Below are 13,296 nucleotides of genomic sequence, written 5' to 3'. Positions count from 1 at the left end.
GTAGATGGAATAAATTAACAAGCGGAAAAGACTGGCATGCAGCACACACATTTATTTATGCCTTTGGCACTCGTTAGTGCTATGGCAGTTGCACAACAAGTATATGCAGCAGATGAATTCGTAGTACAAGATATAAAATTTGACGGACTGGTTCGTCTCACTCCCGAAAATGTGTATGGCCTGGTGCCAATCAATAGTGGTGATCGTGTCAATGATCCGATTATTGCCAATGCGATCCGGAGTCTGTATGCCTCAGGCTTGTTTGATGATATCAAGGCAACTCAAGCTGGAAATACGCTAGTATTCCAGGTGGTTGAACGCCCGGTTATTTCCAAGATTGAACTAAAAGGCAACAAGCTGATTCCGAAGGAAGCTTTGGAAGAAGGTTTGAAAAAAATGGGTCTTGCTGAAGGTGAGGTTCTAAAAAAATCTGCTCTGCAAACTGTAGAAACCGAGCTTGAACAGCAATATATGCAGCAAGGTCGTTATGATGCAGACATTACAGTAAAGACTACACCGAAGCCAAATAACCGTGTCGATCTTCTGATTGAATTTGTGGAAGGTAAGGCTGCAAAAGTTTTTGACATTAATATTATTGGGAATACGGTCTTTAAAGAAGATGAGATCAAGCAGGCTTTTGCAATTAAGGAAAGCTCTTGGAATTCGATTATTTCCCGTAATGACCGTTATGCACGTGAGAAAATGGCAGCAAGCCTTGAAGCTTTGCGTGCTATGTACCTGAACCGTGGTTATATCAACTTCAATATCAATAACTCAAGTCTGAACCTGAGTGAAGATAAGAAAAATGTCTTTATTGAAGTATCGGTAGATGAAGGTGAGCAATTCAAATTTGGTGAGACCAAATTCCTGGGTGATGCGCTTTATTCAGCAGATGAACTCAAAGTTTTACAACTATACAAAGATGGCGAAATTTATTCACAGGAAAAAGTGAATGCAGTTAAACAGTTATTACTGCGTAAATATGGTAATGCTGGCTATTATTTCGCTGAAGTAAATGTTGTTCCAGAAATTAATAAAGATACTAAACTGGTTGACTTAAATTATTACATCAACCCAGGTCAGCAGGTGACTGTACGTCGCATTAATTTTACTGGTAATAACAAAACTGCGGATGAAGTATTACGTCGTGAAATGCGTCAGATGGAAAGCGCACTGGCGAGTAACGAAAAAATTGACCTGTCTAAGGTCCGTCTGGAACGTACCGGTTTCTTTAAATCGGTTGATATTAAACCGGCGCGTATTCCTGGTTCGCCGGATCAGATTGATTTAAATGTTGCAGTTGAAGAGCAGCATTCTGGGACAAGTACCTTGGCGGTTGGTTTCTCGCAAAGTGGTGGTGTGACCTTCCAGGCTGGTTTAAGTCAAACCAACTTCCTGGGTACAGGGAATAGTGTATCGGTAGATCTATCACGCTCTGAAACTCAAGATTACTATAACCTGAGTGTAACCGATCCATACTTTACTATCGATGGCGTACGTCGCGGTTATAACCTGTACTACCGTAAAACCAAGCTGGATGATGACTATAACGTCAACAACTATGTAACAGATAGTTTTGGTGGTGGGATTAACTTTGGTTATCCAATCGATGAGAACCAGAGTATTAGTTTTGGTCTGAATATTGATCAGACCGATGTTACGACTGGTCCATACGTTTCTACTTACGTAGCGGACTATTTAGAAAGAAATGGTGGTAAGGAAACTAAAACTAATACATATTGTGCAGAGTCGCTAGTGCCAATTGAGGATGAGAATGGAAATGTAATAGGTTTTGAGCCTTGTTCTGATCCAATCTCATATGGACAAGAATTTAAAGGCGATTTTTTAACTTATAATCTTAATTTAGGTTGGTCATATAATACTTTAAATCGTCCAATCTTCCCGACGACAGGTACATCACATCGTGTTAATGCAGAAATTGCATTACCAGGTAGCGATGTTGAATATCAAAAACTGACCTACGATGCGCAAGCTTATTTCCCATTAGGCAAGAATTTTATAGCGCGTGGCTATGGTAAGCTTGGTTATGGTAATGATCTTCCATTTTACAAAAACTTCTATGCGGGTGGTTTTGGTTCAGTAAGAGGTTATGAAAACAGTACCTTAGGACCTAAATATCCAGGTGTATATTTCTCTGATACAGGTCAAATAGATAGATCTCCAGAGGAAGTAGGAGGTAATGCACTTGTGCAATTCGGTGCTGAACTTGCTCTTCCAGTTCCATTTAAAGGAGATTGGGCACGTCAGGTTAGACCTGTTATTTTTGCTGAGGGTGCACAGGTCTTTGATACACAGTGTGATGTCTCAAATGAAAATATTTTTGTTAATGGTTCTTCAGTGAATGGGCGAAAATATTGTAAAGACAACTTCGGTTTTGAACTGGATAACATGCGTTATAGCGTGGGTGCCGGCTTTACTTGGATTACTATGATCGGCCCATTATCATTAAGTTATGCATATCCGTTGAATGATAAAGAAGGTGACGATACTAAGAGTGTTCAATTCGAAATTGGTCGTACCTTCTAATTTAATTAACCAAAGTTAATATTACTTGGCCTTGTGAATAGTAAGAAATTACTATTTGTAAGGCCATTTTTATAGATAGAGAAATACAGATGAAAAAAATGATGATGGCGATGGGTATCGCTGTGGCAACTTTAACTTCAACGGTACAGGCAGCTGGTGTTGGAGTAATTGATCTAGAACGTTTGGTAGAAAATAGCACATATCTAAAACAGCAAAATACGTCATTCCAGCAGACTATCAAACCACAAACCGCCAAAATTGAGCAGCTAAATAAGGAATTGGAAGCCATTCAGCAACGTGCCCAGGCAAACCCTAAAATGAGTGCGGCAGATAAGAAAAAGCTCGAAGAACAATATCAGGCAAAATTTAAAGAGTTAGGTCAGTTACAGCAAGCTATACAGACTAGCGCGCAAAGCTCTATTCAGCAGGTTCGTACTGTATTTGATGCACGTGTGAAGCAAGTCGCTGAACAATTACGCCAAGAAAACAAGCTGGATGTGGTTTTGAATAAAAATAGCGCGCTTGCCTATGACCCTAAATATGATTTAACTGATAAAATGATTCAAAAGGTTAATGCAATTAAATAATCAATGAATCATCAACAGCTTCAATTAGCTGACCTCGCTCGTCTGGTGCAAGGTGAGTGTATAGGTCAGTCCGATTTGCAGTTAAGAGGCTTGGCAAGTCTTGAGCATGCAACAGTACAGGATCTGGCATTTGTTACTGCTGATAAATATCTGGAACAGGCAGCTCAAAGCCAGGCAGGTGCTCTGATTGTGACAGCTGAGCTTAAAACACAGCTAAGTTCACATCACAACTTTATTGTCGTGGCAAATCCTTATCTTGCTTTTGCAATGCTGACTCATGTATTTGAGCAAAAGCAGACTCAACGTGGTATAGAAAGTACGGCACAGATTCATCCTTCGGCTGTAATTGCAGATGACGCCTATATTGGTCACTATGTGGTGATCGGTGAAAATTGTGTAGTTGGATCAAATACGGTCATTCAGTCTCATGTGCAGATGGATGACCAGGTAGAAATTGGTAAAGACTGTTTTATTGATGCTCATGTGACCTTGACCGGTACGACAAAAATTGGTGACCGGGTACGTATCCATGCCAACAGCGTCATTGGCAGTGAAGGTTTTGGCTTTGCTCCTTATCAAGGTAAATGGCACCGCATTGCACAATTAGGGTCGGTACGTATTGGTCATGATGTCCGTATTGGTTCTAATTGCAGTATTGATCGTGGTGCTCTGGATGACACAATTCTGGAAAATGGCGTCATTATTGATAACCTTGTGCAAGTCGCCCATAACGTTAAAATTGGTGCCAACACTGCCATTGCAGCAAAAACAGCGATTGCAGGCAGTACCAGTATTGGCAAAAACTGTATCATTGGTGGGGCTACAGCGATTTCAGGACACCTGAATATTGTGGATAATGTGACTTTGACCGGAATGTCAATGGTGACAAATAATATTTCTGAAGCTGGAAAATATTCTTCAGGTATCGGATTGTTTGAAAATCAGAAGTGGAAGCGCACAGTGGTTCGCATTAGACAATTAGCAGATGTGCCATTGACCCAGATAATGAAACGCCTTGATCATATGCAGTCTCAAATTGAGTCCATTGAATCAACATTTAAGTTGCGTAAATAATTATGATGACAGAATCGAATTTGCCTACATTCACGAAGCCTGAATTGCCAATGACCATTCAAAAGATTCGTGAGTATTTGCCTCATCGCTATCCATTCCTGCTTGTGGATCGCGTGGTAGATATTACTGATAATGGCATCGTGGGTTATAAAAACGTTTCAATTAATGAAGAGTTTTTACAGGGCCATTTTCCTAATTACCCAATCATGCCAGGTGTGCTAATTGTAGAAGCACTGGCACAGGTAGCAGGTATTCTTGGTTTCGTCATGAACAATGAGACTCCAACAGAGGGCTCTTTGTTCCTTTTTGCTGGTGCTGAGAAGGTTAGATTTAAAAAACAAGTGGTTGCAGGCGACCAATTGGTATTAAAAGCTGAATTAGTGATGCAAAAACGTGGCATTTACAAATATAATTGTATAGCCACAGTAGATGGCGTAGTCGCAACAACCGCGGAAATTATGGTTTCGCATCAGAAAGTCGAGCAGGCATGAGCAATAACTCCCTTATTCATCCAACTGCCATTATTGACTCATCTGCAGTAATTGCTTCAGATGTTCAAATTGGTCCTTACTGTATTATTGGGCCAAATGTCACTATTGGTGCAGGTACCAAACTTCATTCACACGTCGTTGTGGGTGGGTACACACGCATTGGCGAACATAATGAGATTTTCCAGTTTGCGAGTGTGGGAGAAGTTTGTCAGGACCTGAAATATGCAGGTGAAGAAACCTGGCTTGAGATTGGTGATCATAACAAAATTCGCGAACATTGCAGTCTGCACCGTGGTACTGTTCAGGACAATAGTATTACCAAAATCGGCAGTCATAACCTGCTAATGGTAAATACGCATATTGCACATGACTGCATGGTGGGCGATCACAATATCTTTGCAAATAATGTGGGTGTAGCTGGTCACGTCCATGTGGGTGATTATGTGGTGATTGGGGGGAACTCAGGTATCCATCAGTTCTGTAAGATTGATTCTTATAGCATGATTGGTGGTGCATCACTGATTCTTAAAGATGTGCCTGCTTATGTAATGGTTTCCGGCAATCCTGCGCATGCATTTGCAATGAATGTGGAAGGGATGCGTCGTAAGGGCTGGTCGAAAAATGTAATCAATGGCCTACGTGAGGCATTTAAACTGATCTATAAATCAGGTTTAACCACACAAGAAGCAATTGAAAAAATTCGTACAGAGATTCTGCCAGAAGTGGCTGAAGCACAGCGCTTGCTTGATTCTTTGGAGCAGTCTAAACGTGGTATTGTGCGTTAACAGACTGTTTATAAAAAAAGACACCTGAAAAGGTGTCTTTTTTTATTTCTGAATATTTTTATTTAAAGAATTTAGCTTCTTCAGACTGCGGATAATTTTTCAACAAGCGAGATTTATATTGTGCAGCCAAAGTCTTGTTTTTCTCTACTTCACTGCTGACATTATACAATTGATACAAAGCACGAGCAGCTTTTGCCGAATTCGGATAGCGGTCTGCCACAATGGCATAATTTCGCTTCGCTTCAGTAAAATTCGGGGGATCAATCGACAGATTAAACTCTGCTAACCAGAAGTAGGCATTGCTGATATACACGCTGTTTGGATTATTCTTAATGAAATTCTGCATTGGTGCAATCGCTTTTGCGGCACCGCCATTCTTGTAGGCATCCAGGGCTACTGTATATGCAGCTTTTTCTAACTCGGAGGGTTGGGCAGAAGAGCTCGAAGCTGTTGATATTTGAGCTTGGCTTAACTTGCTGTTGCCTGCTCCTGAGCTGGGTGCAGTATCCTGTTGATTATCCTCCCCAGTGCCTTGTTCAGGATCAATCTTTTGCTGTAATAACTCAAGACGTTGATCGAGATCGGCATAGCGGTTAGCCAGTTCACTTTTTAGCGACTGGATTTCGTTGTCCTGTTCTTCAATCTTGCCGCGCAAGCCACGAATATCACTTTCCAGTTGCTGATTTTTTTGCAGCAATTGCCAGCTCATATTGGTCTGTACCGGGGTATCTACTCCTGAGGAAATCGCAGGCAGGGTGTTGGTAGGTGCTGTACTGTTACCACCCTGGCTTAAGCCTCGAGATTCAATTGGAACTGCAGCAAAGAGCGAAGTGGTACAGAGCATGCTGAACGCGCATAAGACATGTTTTTTAAACATCATCTATTTTATCCATGTTGTTTTGAATGGACCAACGTTCAAGGTGGTCAATCAAATAAATTATTCAATGTATATGCCACACATTTAAAACGGCATTGCCGGGAATTGCAACATGCTTTTACAAAGTTGAAGGGGTTTTCCGGGCAGGAATTTGTATCTCGGATTTACAGAAAATCCTGAATTAATCCTACATTGTTTTTAAAATAATCAAATGGATAGCTTGTACCAGATTTTTTGGTATTCTCGCTTGCAAGTTCATTAAAAATCTCTATACTCTGTTCTTGCAATGGTAGCCCTGCCGGTTACTTCGCAATTGCACTCTGCGAACCCCGCCAGGACCGGAAGGTAGCAACGGTAGTAGAACTGCGATGTGCCGAAGCTTTGCTGGTAGGGTTGCCACCATATTTTTCATATAATAAAAACAATACCAATTTGAATTTTCTATTCTCATATCTAATCTTTTATTTATAAGCTCAAGCTGTATATCTTATTATTTTAATACTCAGTTAATGGTTGTTTTATTTTCTATTTAAGCTTGTTCACCATACTATTTAAAATTCAATGTTCAAGACTTTTAGTCATTGAGACCTTTAGAAAAAGTAATCAATCTTCTACTTTACGGTTAATCGCTTTCATAATGGCATCCATTTCAAAACCACGGTACATGAGAAAACGAATCTGCTTGGCTTTGATTTTGGGATCTTTTGTAACTTCAGGGCCGTATTTCTTGAGCTTCAGTTCATAAGCTTGCTGAACCCAATCGGTTTCTTTCAGTTCATCTATAATTAAAGCTGTATCAATCTTCTTGCTTTTCAGCTTCATTTTAATCTGATTCGGACCTTTACCTTTGCGCTTTTGGCTGGAAAGCAAAGTTTCTGCAACACGCTGGTCATTTTGGTAATTCTCACGGGAAAGTTCATCGACAAGTTCCAGTACTTCATCACGATTTTCTGCATATAAACACAGTTTCTCGATCAGTTCCGCTTTGGCATATTCCTTTCGGGTCAGTACTGCAAAGGCGTAGGAGCGCAAACGGGAGCCGGTTAAGCCCGGTTTCTTTTTATCTTCCTGCTTGTTATCAAATAAGCTTTCTTCAGGATCAAACTCGGGCAGGGCGTCAGCTTGGGGAGGAATTACTGGCTGGGGTGAATCATTAGTATCGCCAAACTGTTGCTTGATGGTTTCATAATCCAGGAGCTTAGTGAACTTTGCATCAGACATAGTGAATCCAATTCATTATATTACCTGTCCATAATAACAAAAACGCCCCGTAGGGCGCTCTGTAAGACGTTTAAGGATTATGCATCCAGAAAGTCTACTGGTTCTTCTTCGTCTTTATCTTCAACCACATTGCCTGTCGTCAAAAGCTGCTCACGAATCAGTTTTTCAATGGTATCTGCAAGTGCTTTGTTCTCTTCCAGATAACGAATAGTGTTGTTCTTGCCTTGGCCAATCTTGTCACCTTGATAAGAGTACCAAGCACCGGCTTTCTGTACGATTTCCTGCTGTACTGCAAGGTCAATCAGTTCGCCGAGATGGTTTACACCTTTACCATACAGAATTTGGAATAGGGCTTCCTTAAATGGAGGCGCCATTTTGTTCTTCACAACTTTGACTTTGGTTTCAGAACCTACAATCTCATCGCCTTCTTTTACCTGACCAATACGTCGGATATCCAGACGTACAGAAGCATAGAATTTCAGTGCATTACCACCAGTAGTCGTTTCTGGGCTACCGAACATTACACCAATCTTCATACGGATCTGGTTAATGAAGATCACCATACAGTTTGAACGCTTGGCATTACCAGTGATTTTACGCAGTGCCTGGCTCATCAAACGTGCTTGCAGACCCATGTGTGAGTCACCCATTTCGCCTTCAATCTCAGCACGAGGGGTCAGGGCAGCTACGGAGTCGACAACGATCAGGTCAATCGCGCCTGAACGTACCAGCATGTCGGCAATTTCAAGTGCCTGTTCACCATGGTCGGGTTGAGATACCAGCAGGTTGTCGATATCTACACCCAATTTACGTGCATATTGAGGATCAAGCGCATGTTCTGCATCGATGAATGCACAAGTACCACCAGCTTTTTGACATTCTGCAATCGCTTGTAATGTCATTGTGGTTTTACCTGAAGATTCAGGACCATAGATCTCGACAATACGGCCTTTTGGTAAACCGCCAATACCGAGCGCGATATCAAGCGTTAAAGAACCTGTAGATACAGCTTCAACTGCTTGAACGGTATTGTCACCAAGACGCATTACTGTGTTTTTGCCAAACTGTTTTTCAATCTGGCTTAAGGCAGCATTCAGCGCCTTGTTTTTATTCTCATCCATCTTACAACCTCAATACGATGTCACTAAATTAGTACTCAAGTGGATGTCTTAAATTAGAGCTTTGTTCCACAGGTATAATAGTGACAGAAAGTTCCCTGATATTCTATAAAATTCAGCGCATGTACGACATACGCTGACGCTTGAATTTAATCATCATTATATGACCAATGTTGGTCAAATAGCTGACTATTTTCGTCTCTAAATTTACTGATGTCACGGCGATCTTTTTTACTTGGTCGGTGATCCGGACGAGCAAGATTATGCAACTTTCTTTGTGATGCAATCAATTCCCGTCGGGCAATACTGACTTCAGTTTCTTCATAAAGTGTTTGCGCAACTGGAGCAGGGCCACGGACATCAGATAGTTCTTTGACAACAACAGTTTTCTTGTCAATGCCTTGTTGGACCGTGATTTCCATGCCGATCCGGACTTCACGGGAGACTTTGACACGTTCGCCGCCAATATGCACCTTGCCGCCTTCAATGGCATTCTTGGCAATGGAGCGCGTTTTGAAAAAACGTGCCGCCCACAGCCATTTATCTATACGCATGCCTACCGCATCTTCGGGTAAAGACGATTTACGCATATTGCTTGTTAACCTCAGCCTGATTTAAATATGTGATTAAATCTGTTAATTGGTGCAGCATCGGGTAATTGCAAGTCTCGCGAGCAACTTTGCTGGAGGAGGGCTGTTTAATACTGAACAGATTCTGAATGCCATAGGCTTTGGCACCATTCAGGACTTTTTCGGTATCATCAATAAAATAGACCTGCTCAGGATCAAAGGGGTGCAAAGCATTCAGACCTTGCCAGAATTCTACAAATTCCTTGGCATGTCCAATGCTTTCCGAGCTGACAATGACATTGAAATAATCTTTGAGATTCAGATGATCCAGTTTGAAGGCGAGTCCTGCACAGTCGGCATTGGTGGCCAGCCAGATCGGATAGCCATTATTTTTAAGATAATCGAGTAATTCCAAGCAATAAGGGCGTAAGCTAACTTTATCTTTATGCTCAATTTGCATGGCCAGAACATCCACTTCGACTTTAGCTGTCCAGAAGCGCGATGAGTACCAGTTTAGGGTATGATTATGTTCTTGATAGAATGCATAAAGCGTTGTTCGACTTTGCTCCAAGCTGCAATGGTGCGTTTCAGCATAGCGGACAGGAAGCAGGTCATTCCAGATGAAATCGTCATAGGCAAGATCAAGTAGGGTCCCGTCCATATCAAAAATAATGGGCGGTTTTTCTGAGCAATTCGGCATATAAGGTTTTCTATGTTTAAAGCAGCAACAGCACCACAAGATCCGATGATTTTGCAGTTTGTGCCCATTTTGACACAGGCTTGTGAAATTTTGCGAGAAGAATATCAGCAATATTGTTCCGGTGCTGCTTTTGACATTGAAAGGAAAAAGGATGATTCGCCTGTGACGCAAGCCGATTACCGGGTCAATACTTTTCTGACTCAGGTCCTCGCTGAAATTTCTGATTTACCGTTACTTTCTGAAGAAGGTAAACAGGAGGACCGTCAGGCATGGTCTACATTCTGGCTGCTCGATCCTCTGGATGGCACTAAGGAATTTCTGCATCAACGACCAGAATTCACCATTAATCTGAGCCTGGTCAAAGATAATCTGACGACTTTTGCCATTCTTGCAATTCCGGCACAACAGCTTATTTATTTTTGTCCAGAACAAGGTATGCCGCTAAAATATGACATTCAGCAAGATTGCTGGCATGAATATTTTCCAGCATCTCAACAAGACACGGTGCATATTGGTCTAAGTCAAAGTAGCCAAAAAAAGCCTAAATATGCGGCTTATCTGGAAAGTTTGGCTAAATTTACTGAGTTTGAGGAGTTTAAAGCTGGCAGTGCTTATAAATTTTGCATGATTCTGGAAGATCAGGTGGATATTTATCCGCGTTTCCATCCGACTTGTGAATGGGACACTAGTGCCGGGCAATGTTTGCTGGAACGTATTGGCGGTGGTTTGGTAGATTTTAAAGGACGGCCATTTAGTTATAATCAGCGTGAGACCTTATTAAATGGTGGTTTTATTGCCTATAAGACCAAAGAGATGAAGATATTGGCCTTTAAGGCACTGGCTGATATGCAAGGCAGTGATTGAGCTGTGTAGTGTTCATGTTATAGTGAAGCTGATTCCGTTGATAGACCAGTTGGCAAGATTGTGGCATTAAAACTGCTTCCACCGAGTATGCTCAGCGCAATAGATTTATTGCCTGATACGAAGACACCTGTGACTCTGTTTACGCGTCATTCCTTGCGTGAAGAAGTTGCTGGTCAAGGCCTGGCAGGCTACGACTTGCAATTAACATCACAGGGGCGTGATCTGGCGCAGGAGTGGGGGGCTTATCTGGTCAATCAAACTGATCGTCATATTCAGCATTGTATCTCTAGCCCTATTCAGCGTTGTGTCGATACTGCCGCCCTTATGATTGAGGGTGCAGATACAACCAATAAGGCATCGCATACCCATAACATTGAAATTATCGAACAAGGCTTACTGGTCGAGCCTGGCAGTTTTGTACTAGATATTCAGAAGGCTGGGCCATATTTCAAGAAACAGGGTGCATTAGGTTTTATTAATAGCTTTGTGAATAACGCCTTGCCGGGCATGAAGCATCCGATTCATGGGGTGGTCGATGTGCTGGAATTAATCTATAACACGCATCCAAAAACGCCGTATGGACTCAGTCTGGCAGTAAGTCATGACACGATTCTGGCAGCTATGATTGCAGTCATGTCAGGTCATCAGGAAGTTAGTCGGGAAGACTGGCCGAAAATGATGGAAGGTTTGTTTGTCTGGTTTGAAGGCGATGTGTTTGAGGAGTCTAAACTGAAATGGATCTGGCGCGGTAAGGTACATGAACTGGATATTTCCCAGTTTCAGAATGCGGAATTACACACCAGGAAATAAGTTAAAAGCTCAATCATGAGGGTTGAGCTTTTACATTTGTCTTATGAAAGTGAAATAGAATAATCATCAAAAATCACTATGCTGATATTTAAACAGATATCCAAAGTATAGGAAAAACAATGAAAACTATCACAATTTTAAGTTTGGTTATTATGGTGGGTCTAACCGCCTGTCAGAAACGTGATACGGATTCGCCAGAGCAGGACAAGACCACAACGCCACATTCTATGGATAAGGATCAATAATTCAAATATTAAACTGGCTGATATTGCCGTTCTTACTTTTATCAATCTTATTTTTGGTGCGAAATAGGATTTCCATAAGTTTTAAAGAATATTTTAAAAATATTGGGAAATAAGGAAGAAGAATTGAGTGGAAATAATCTTGTAAAGTCTATTTATTAAAAAATGATCTTTTTATTGAATAGATCATTTTGTTGATTTACTAAATTTTGGGCACAAAAAAAGCCCTAAAAGGGCTTTTTTCATTTGCGATTAGTTAGAAGCTAATGCTTTAACTTGCGCGTTCAAACGGCTCTTATGACGAGCTGCTTTATTTTTATGGATGATACCTTTGTCAGCCATACGGTCGATTACTGGAACAGCTTTTTTGTAAGCTTCAGTAGCAACAGCATAGTCGCCAGCAGCAATAGCAGCTACTGTACGTTTAAGATATGTACGAACCATAGAACGCAAGCTTGCGTTGTGTTTGCGTGCTTTAACGTTTTGACGAGCACGTTTTTTTGCTTGAGCAGAGTTTGCCACTCGTGCACTCCTTGAAATAGATTGGTCTGGGCGGGCTGAAACTCAACTGAAAACCACATCAGAAGAACTATCACCAGCCCGTAAACAAGTGCCATATTTTGAGGAAACTGAGGGCTTAAGTCAAGTCTTGACATGCTTTGACAACATTTTAGTTGCAGAAAAATTCTAAAGAAAACGTTAGATTAGTATTCAGGCAGGGAGATCGTACAAAAAATGACTAAAACCATAACATATCCAATCATCATTGGTGCCACAGGTCTTGTGGGTAAGAGCTTGGTACAACAGCTGGTTAATGAGCCGAGCTGCAAGCGTATCAGTGTCGTGGTACGCAAGCACCAGCCAGAGTTTGAGCAATGGCCCAAAGTCAAACAACTGGTCTTTGAGGATTTTCTGATGTTGAATGATCAGGATGTCAGCGGACATACCCATGCTTTCAGCTGTCTGGGTACAACCTTAAAGCAGGCAGGTTCCAAAGATGCTTTTTATAATGTGGACTATACCATCAATGCCCATTTTGCCGAGCTGGTTCAACAGACGGATGCGCATTATCTGCTGATTAGTGCCATGGGGGCGAATGCTGAGTCCTGGTTTTTCTATAATCGGGTCAAAGGCGAGCTGGAAGATTATATCCAGACCTTAACGCTGGAACGAATCAGTCTGATCCGGCCATCTTTATTAATGGGTGAACGTGGTCATCAACGTTTACTGGAAGATGCTGCACAGAAACTCTATGGCAAGTTTTCGCATTTGGTACCGGATTCTTTTAAATACAAGCCAGTGACAGCCGAGCAGGTGGCTCATACTATGGTATATGCAGCCCTGAATCAGACTGTGAAATTTGAAATTTATGATAATTTAGCCATACAAAAAATGAAATGAGGGTAAAAAT

Annotated in this window: 15 protein-coding genes and 1 other RNA gene; 10 read left to right on the top strand and 6 right to left on the bottom strand. The window is 41.4% G+C overall.

Annotated elements, in window-relative coordinates; all coding sequences use genetic code 11:
• Window positions 1-36 precede the first annotated feature (36 nt).
• From bamA to lpxA, 5 genes are all read left to right on the top strand, one after another.
• Window positions 37-2,547 carry an outer membrane protein assembly factor BamA gene (gene bamA / locus FSC11_RS08240; RefSeq protein WP_163166252.1) on the top strand — a complete coding sequence of 837 codons (2,511 nt, stop codon included), beginning with the start codon at window positions 37-39 and terminating at the stop codon, window positions 2,545-2,547.
• Between the two features lie 89 nt (window positions 2,548-2,636).
• Window positions 2,637-3,134 carry an OmpH/Skp family outer membrane protein gene (locus FSC11_RS08235; RefSeq protein WP_163166250.1) on the top strand — a complete coding sequence of 166 codons (498 nt, stop codon included), beginning with the start codon at window positions 2,637-2,639 and terminating at the stop codon, window positions 3,132-3,134.
• 3 nt (window positions 3,135-3,137) lie between these two features.
• Window positions 3,138-4,208: a UDP-3-O-(3-hydroxymyristoyl)glucosamine N-acyltransferase gene (gene lpxD, locus FSC11_RS08230; protein ID WP_163166248.1), complete on the top strand. Its 1,071-nt coding sequence runs from the start codon at window positions 3,138-3,140 to the stop codon at window positions 4,206-4,208.
• Between the two features lie 5 nt (window positions 4,209-4,213).
• Window positions 4,214-4,699: a 3-hydroxyacyl-ACP dehydratase FabZ gene (fabZ, locus tag FSC11_RS08225; RefSeq protein ID WP_026056779.1), complete on the top strand. Its 486-nt coding sequence runs from the start codon at window positions 4,214-4,216 to the stop codon at window positions 4,697-4,699.
• Window positions 4,696-5,484: an acyl-ACP--UDP-N-acetylglucosamine O-acyltransferase gene (lpxA, locus tag FSC11_RS08220; RefSeq protein WP_163166246.1), complete on the top strand. Its 789-nt coding sequence runs from the start codon at window positions 4,696-4,698 to the stop codon at window positions 5,482-5,484. The genes fabZ and lpxA overlap by 4 nt, the downstream gene beginning before the upstream one ends.
• 58 nt (window positions 5,485-5,542) lie before the next feature.
• Here the strand turns inward: lpxA and FSC11_RS08215 are convergent, their stop codons facing one another.
• A complete protein-coding gene (locus tag FSC11_RS08215; protein WP_163166244.1) occupies window positions 5,543-6,364 on the bottom strand; it encodes a YbgF trimerization domain-containing protein in 822 nt (273 codons plus the stop codon).
• Window positions 6,365-6,657: 293 nt separating this feature from the next.
• Here FSC11_RS08215 and ffs point away from each other — a divergent pair.
• Window positions 6,658-6,754: signal recognition particle sRNA small type (ffs, locus tag FSC11_RS08210), an RNA gene on the top strand.
• 210 nt (window positions 6,755-6,964) lie between these two features.
• On the opposite strand, the gene FSC11_RS08205 is transcribed toward ffs, so the two are convergent.
• From FSC11_RS08205 to FSC11_RS08190, 4 genes are all read right to left on the bottom strand, one after another.
• On the bottom strand, window positions 6,965-7,582 hold the full coding sequence (locus FSC11_RS08205) for a regulatory protein RecX (RefSeq protein ID WP_163166242.1): 618 nt from the start codon (window positions 7,580-7,582) through the stop codon (window positions 6,965-6,967).
• 77 nt (window positions 7,583-7,659) lie between these two features.
• Window positions 7,660-8,703 carry a recombinase RecA gene (gene recA, locus FSC11_RS08200; RefSeq protein ID WP_163166240.1) on the bottom strand — a complete coding sequence of 348 codons (1,044 nt, stop codon included), beginning with the start codon at window positions 8,701-8,703 and terminating at the stop codon, window positions 7,660-7,662.
• Between the two features lie 146 nt (window positions 8,704-8,849).
• A complete protein-coding gene (locus tag FSC11_RS08195) occupies window positions 8,850-9,290 on the bottom strand; it encodes an RNA-binding S4 domain-containing protein (RefSeq protein ID WP_004812671.1) in 441 nt (146 codons plus the stop codon).
• The gene (locus FSC11_RS08190) at window positions 9,283-9,969 is read right to left on the bottom strand and encodes an HAD-IA family hydrolase (protein ID WP_163166238.1); all 687 of its coding nucleotides are present in this window, start codon (window positions 9,967-9,969) and stop codon (window positions 9,283-9,285) included. The genes FSC11_RS08195 and FSC11_RS08190 overlap by 8 nt, the downstream gene beginning before the upstream one ends.
• A 12-nt stretch (window positions 9,970-9,981) precedes the next feature.
• Between FSC11_RS08190 and FSC11_RS08185 the strand changes: the two genes are divergently transcribed.
• The 3 genes from FSC11_RS08185 to FSC11_RS16415 all read left to right on the top strand — a co-directional run bounded on the left by FSC11_RS08185 (window position 9,982) and on the right by FSC11_RS16415 (window position 11,888).
• Window positions 9,982-10,833: a 3'(2'),5'-bisphosphate nucleotidase CysQ family protein gene (locus tag FSC11_RS08185; protein ID WP_163166236.1), complete on the top strand. Its 852-nt coding sequence runs from the start codon at window positions 9,982-9,984 to the stop codon at window positions 10,831-10,833.
• 60 nt (window positions 10,834-10,893) lie between these two features.
• Window positions 10,894-11,643 (top strand): histidine phosphatase family protein, encoded by a 750-nt coding sequence (locus FSC11_RS08180; RefSeq protein WP_163166234.1) that lies wholly within the window; start codon window positions 10,894-10,896, stop codon window positions 11,641-11,643.
• 119 nt (window positions 11,644-11,762) lie between these two features.
• On the top strand, window positions 11,763-11,888 hold the full coding sequence (locus FSC11_RS16415) for a hypothetical protein (protein ID WP_004812675.1): 126 nt from the start codon (window positions 11,763-11,765) through the stop codon (window positions 11,886-11,888).
• A gap of 249 nt (window positions 11,889-12,137) precedes the next feature.
• Here the strand turns inward: FSC11_RS16415 and rpsT are convergent, their stop codons facing one another.
• Window positions 12,138-12,407: a 30S ribosomal protein S20 gene (gene rpsT, locus FSC11_RS08175; protein ID WP_004786139.1), complete on the bottom strand. Its 270-nt coding sequence runs from the start codon at window positions 12,405-12,407 to the stop codon at window positions 12,138-12,140.
• A gap of 213 nt (window positions 12,408-12,620) precedes the next feature.
• Between rpsT and FSC11_RS08170 the strand changes: the two genes are divergently transcribed.
• Complete coding sequence (locus FSC11_RS08170) at window positions 12,621-13,286, top strand: Rossmann-fold NAD(P)-binding domain-containing protein (protein WP_004812676.1); 666 nt, start codon at window positions 12,621-12,623, stop codon at window positions 13,284-13,286.
• The last annotated feature ends 10 nt before the right edge of the window (window positions 13,287-13,296 follow it).

Origin of the sequence: Acinetobacter schindleri (genome assembly GCF_010918895.1) — a bacterium.
Lineage (GTDB): Bacteria > Pseudomonadota > Gammaproteobacteria > Pseudomonadales > Moraxellaceae > Acinetobacter > Acinetobacter schindleri.
Note: the sequence above shows the minus strand (reverse complement) of the source record. Positions and strands in the feature narration are given on the sequence as shown.

Excerpts from the sequence above, each read along its gene's own strand:
- bamA (WP_163166252.1), top strand. The coding sequence starts at position 37 with ATGCAGCACACACATTTATTTATGCCTTTGGCACTCGTTAGTGCTATG.
- FSC11_RS08235 (WP_163166250.1), top strand. The coding sequence starts at position 2,637 with ATGAAAAAAATGATGATGGCGATGGGTATCGCTGTGGCAACTTTAACT.
- lpxD (WP_163166248.1), top strand. The coding sequence starts at position 3,138 with ATGAATCATCAACAGCTTCAATTAGCTGACCTCGCTCGTCTGGTGCAA.
- fabZ (WP_026056779.1), top strand. The coding sequence starts at position 4,214 with ATGACAGAATCGAATTTGCCTACATTCACGAAGCCTGAATTGCCAATG.
- lpxA (WP_163166246.1), top strand. The coding sequence starts at position 4,696 with ATGAGCAATAACTCCCTTATTCATCCAACTGCCATTATTGACTCATCT.
- FSC11_RS08215 (WP_163166244.1), bottom strand. The coding sequence starts at position 6,364 with ATGATGTTTAAAAAACATGTCTTATGCGCGTTCAGCATGCTCTGTACC.
- FSC11_RS08205 (WP_163166242.1), bottom strand. The coding sequence starts at position 7,582 with ATGTCTGATGCAAAGTTCACTAAGCTCCTGGATTATGAAACCATCAAG.
- recA (WP_163166240.1), bottom strand. The coding sequence starts at position 8,703 with ATGGATGAGAATAAAAACAAGGCGCTGAATGCTGCCTTAAGCCAGATT.
- FSC11_RS08195 (WP_004812671.1), bottom strand. The coding sequence starts at position 9,290 with ATGCGTAAATCGTCTTTACCCGAAGATGCGGTAGGCATGCGTATAGAT.
- FSC11_RS08190 (WP_163166238.1), bottom strand. The coding sequence starts at position 9,969 with ATGCCGAATTGCTCAGAAAAACCGCCCATTATTTTTGATATGGACGGG.
- FSC11_RS08185 (WP_163166236.1), top strand. The coding sequence starts at position 9,982 with ATGTTTAAAGCAGCAACAGCACCACAAGATCCGATGATTTTGCAGTTT.
- FSC11_RS16415 (WP_004812675.1), top strand. The coding sequence starts at position 11,763 with ATGAAAACTATCACAATTTTAAGTTTGGTTATTATGGTGGGTCTAACC.
- FSC11_RS08170 (WP_004812676.1), top strand. The coding sequence starts at position 12,621 with ATGACTAAAACCATAACATATCCAATCATCATTGGTGCCACAGGTCTT.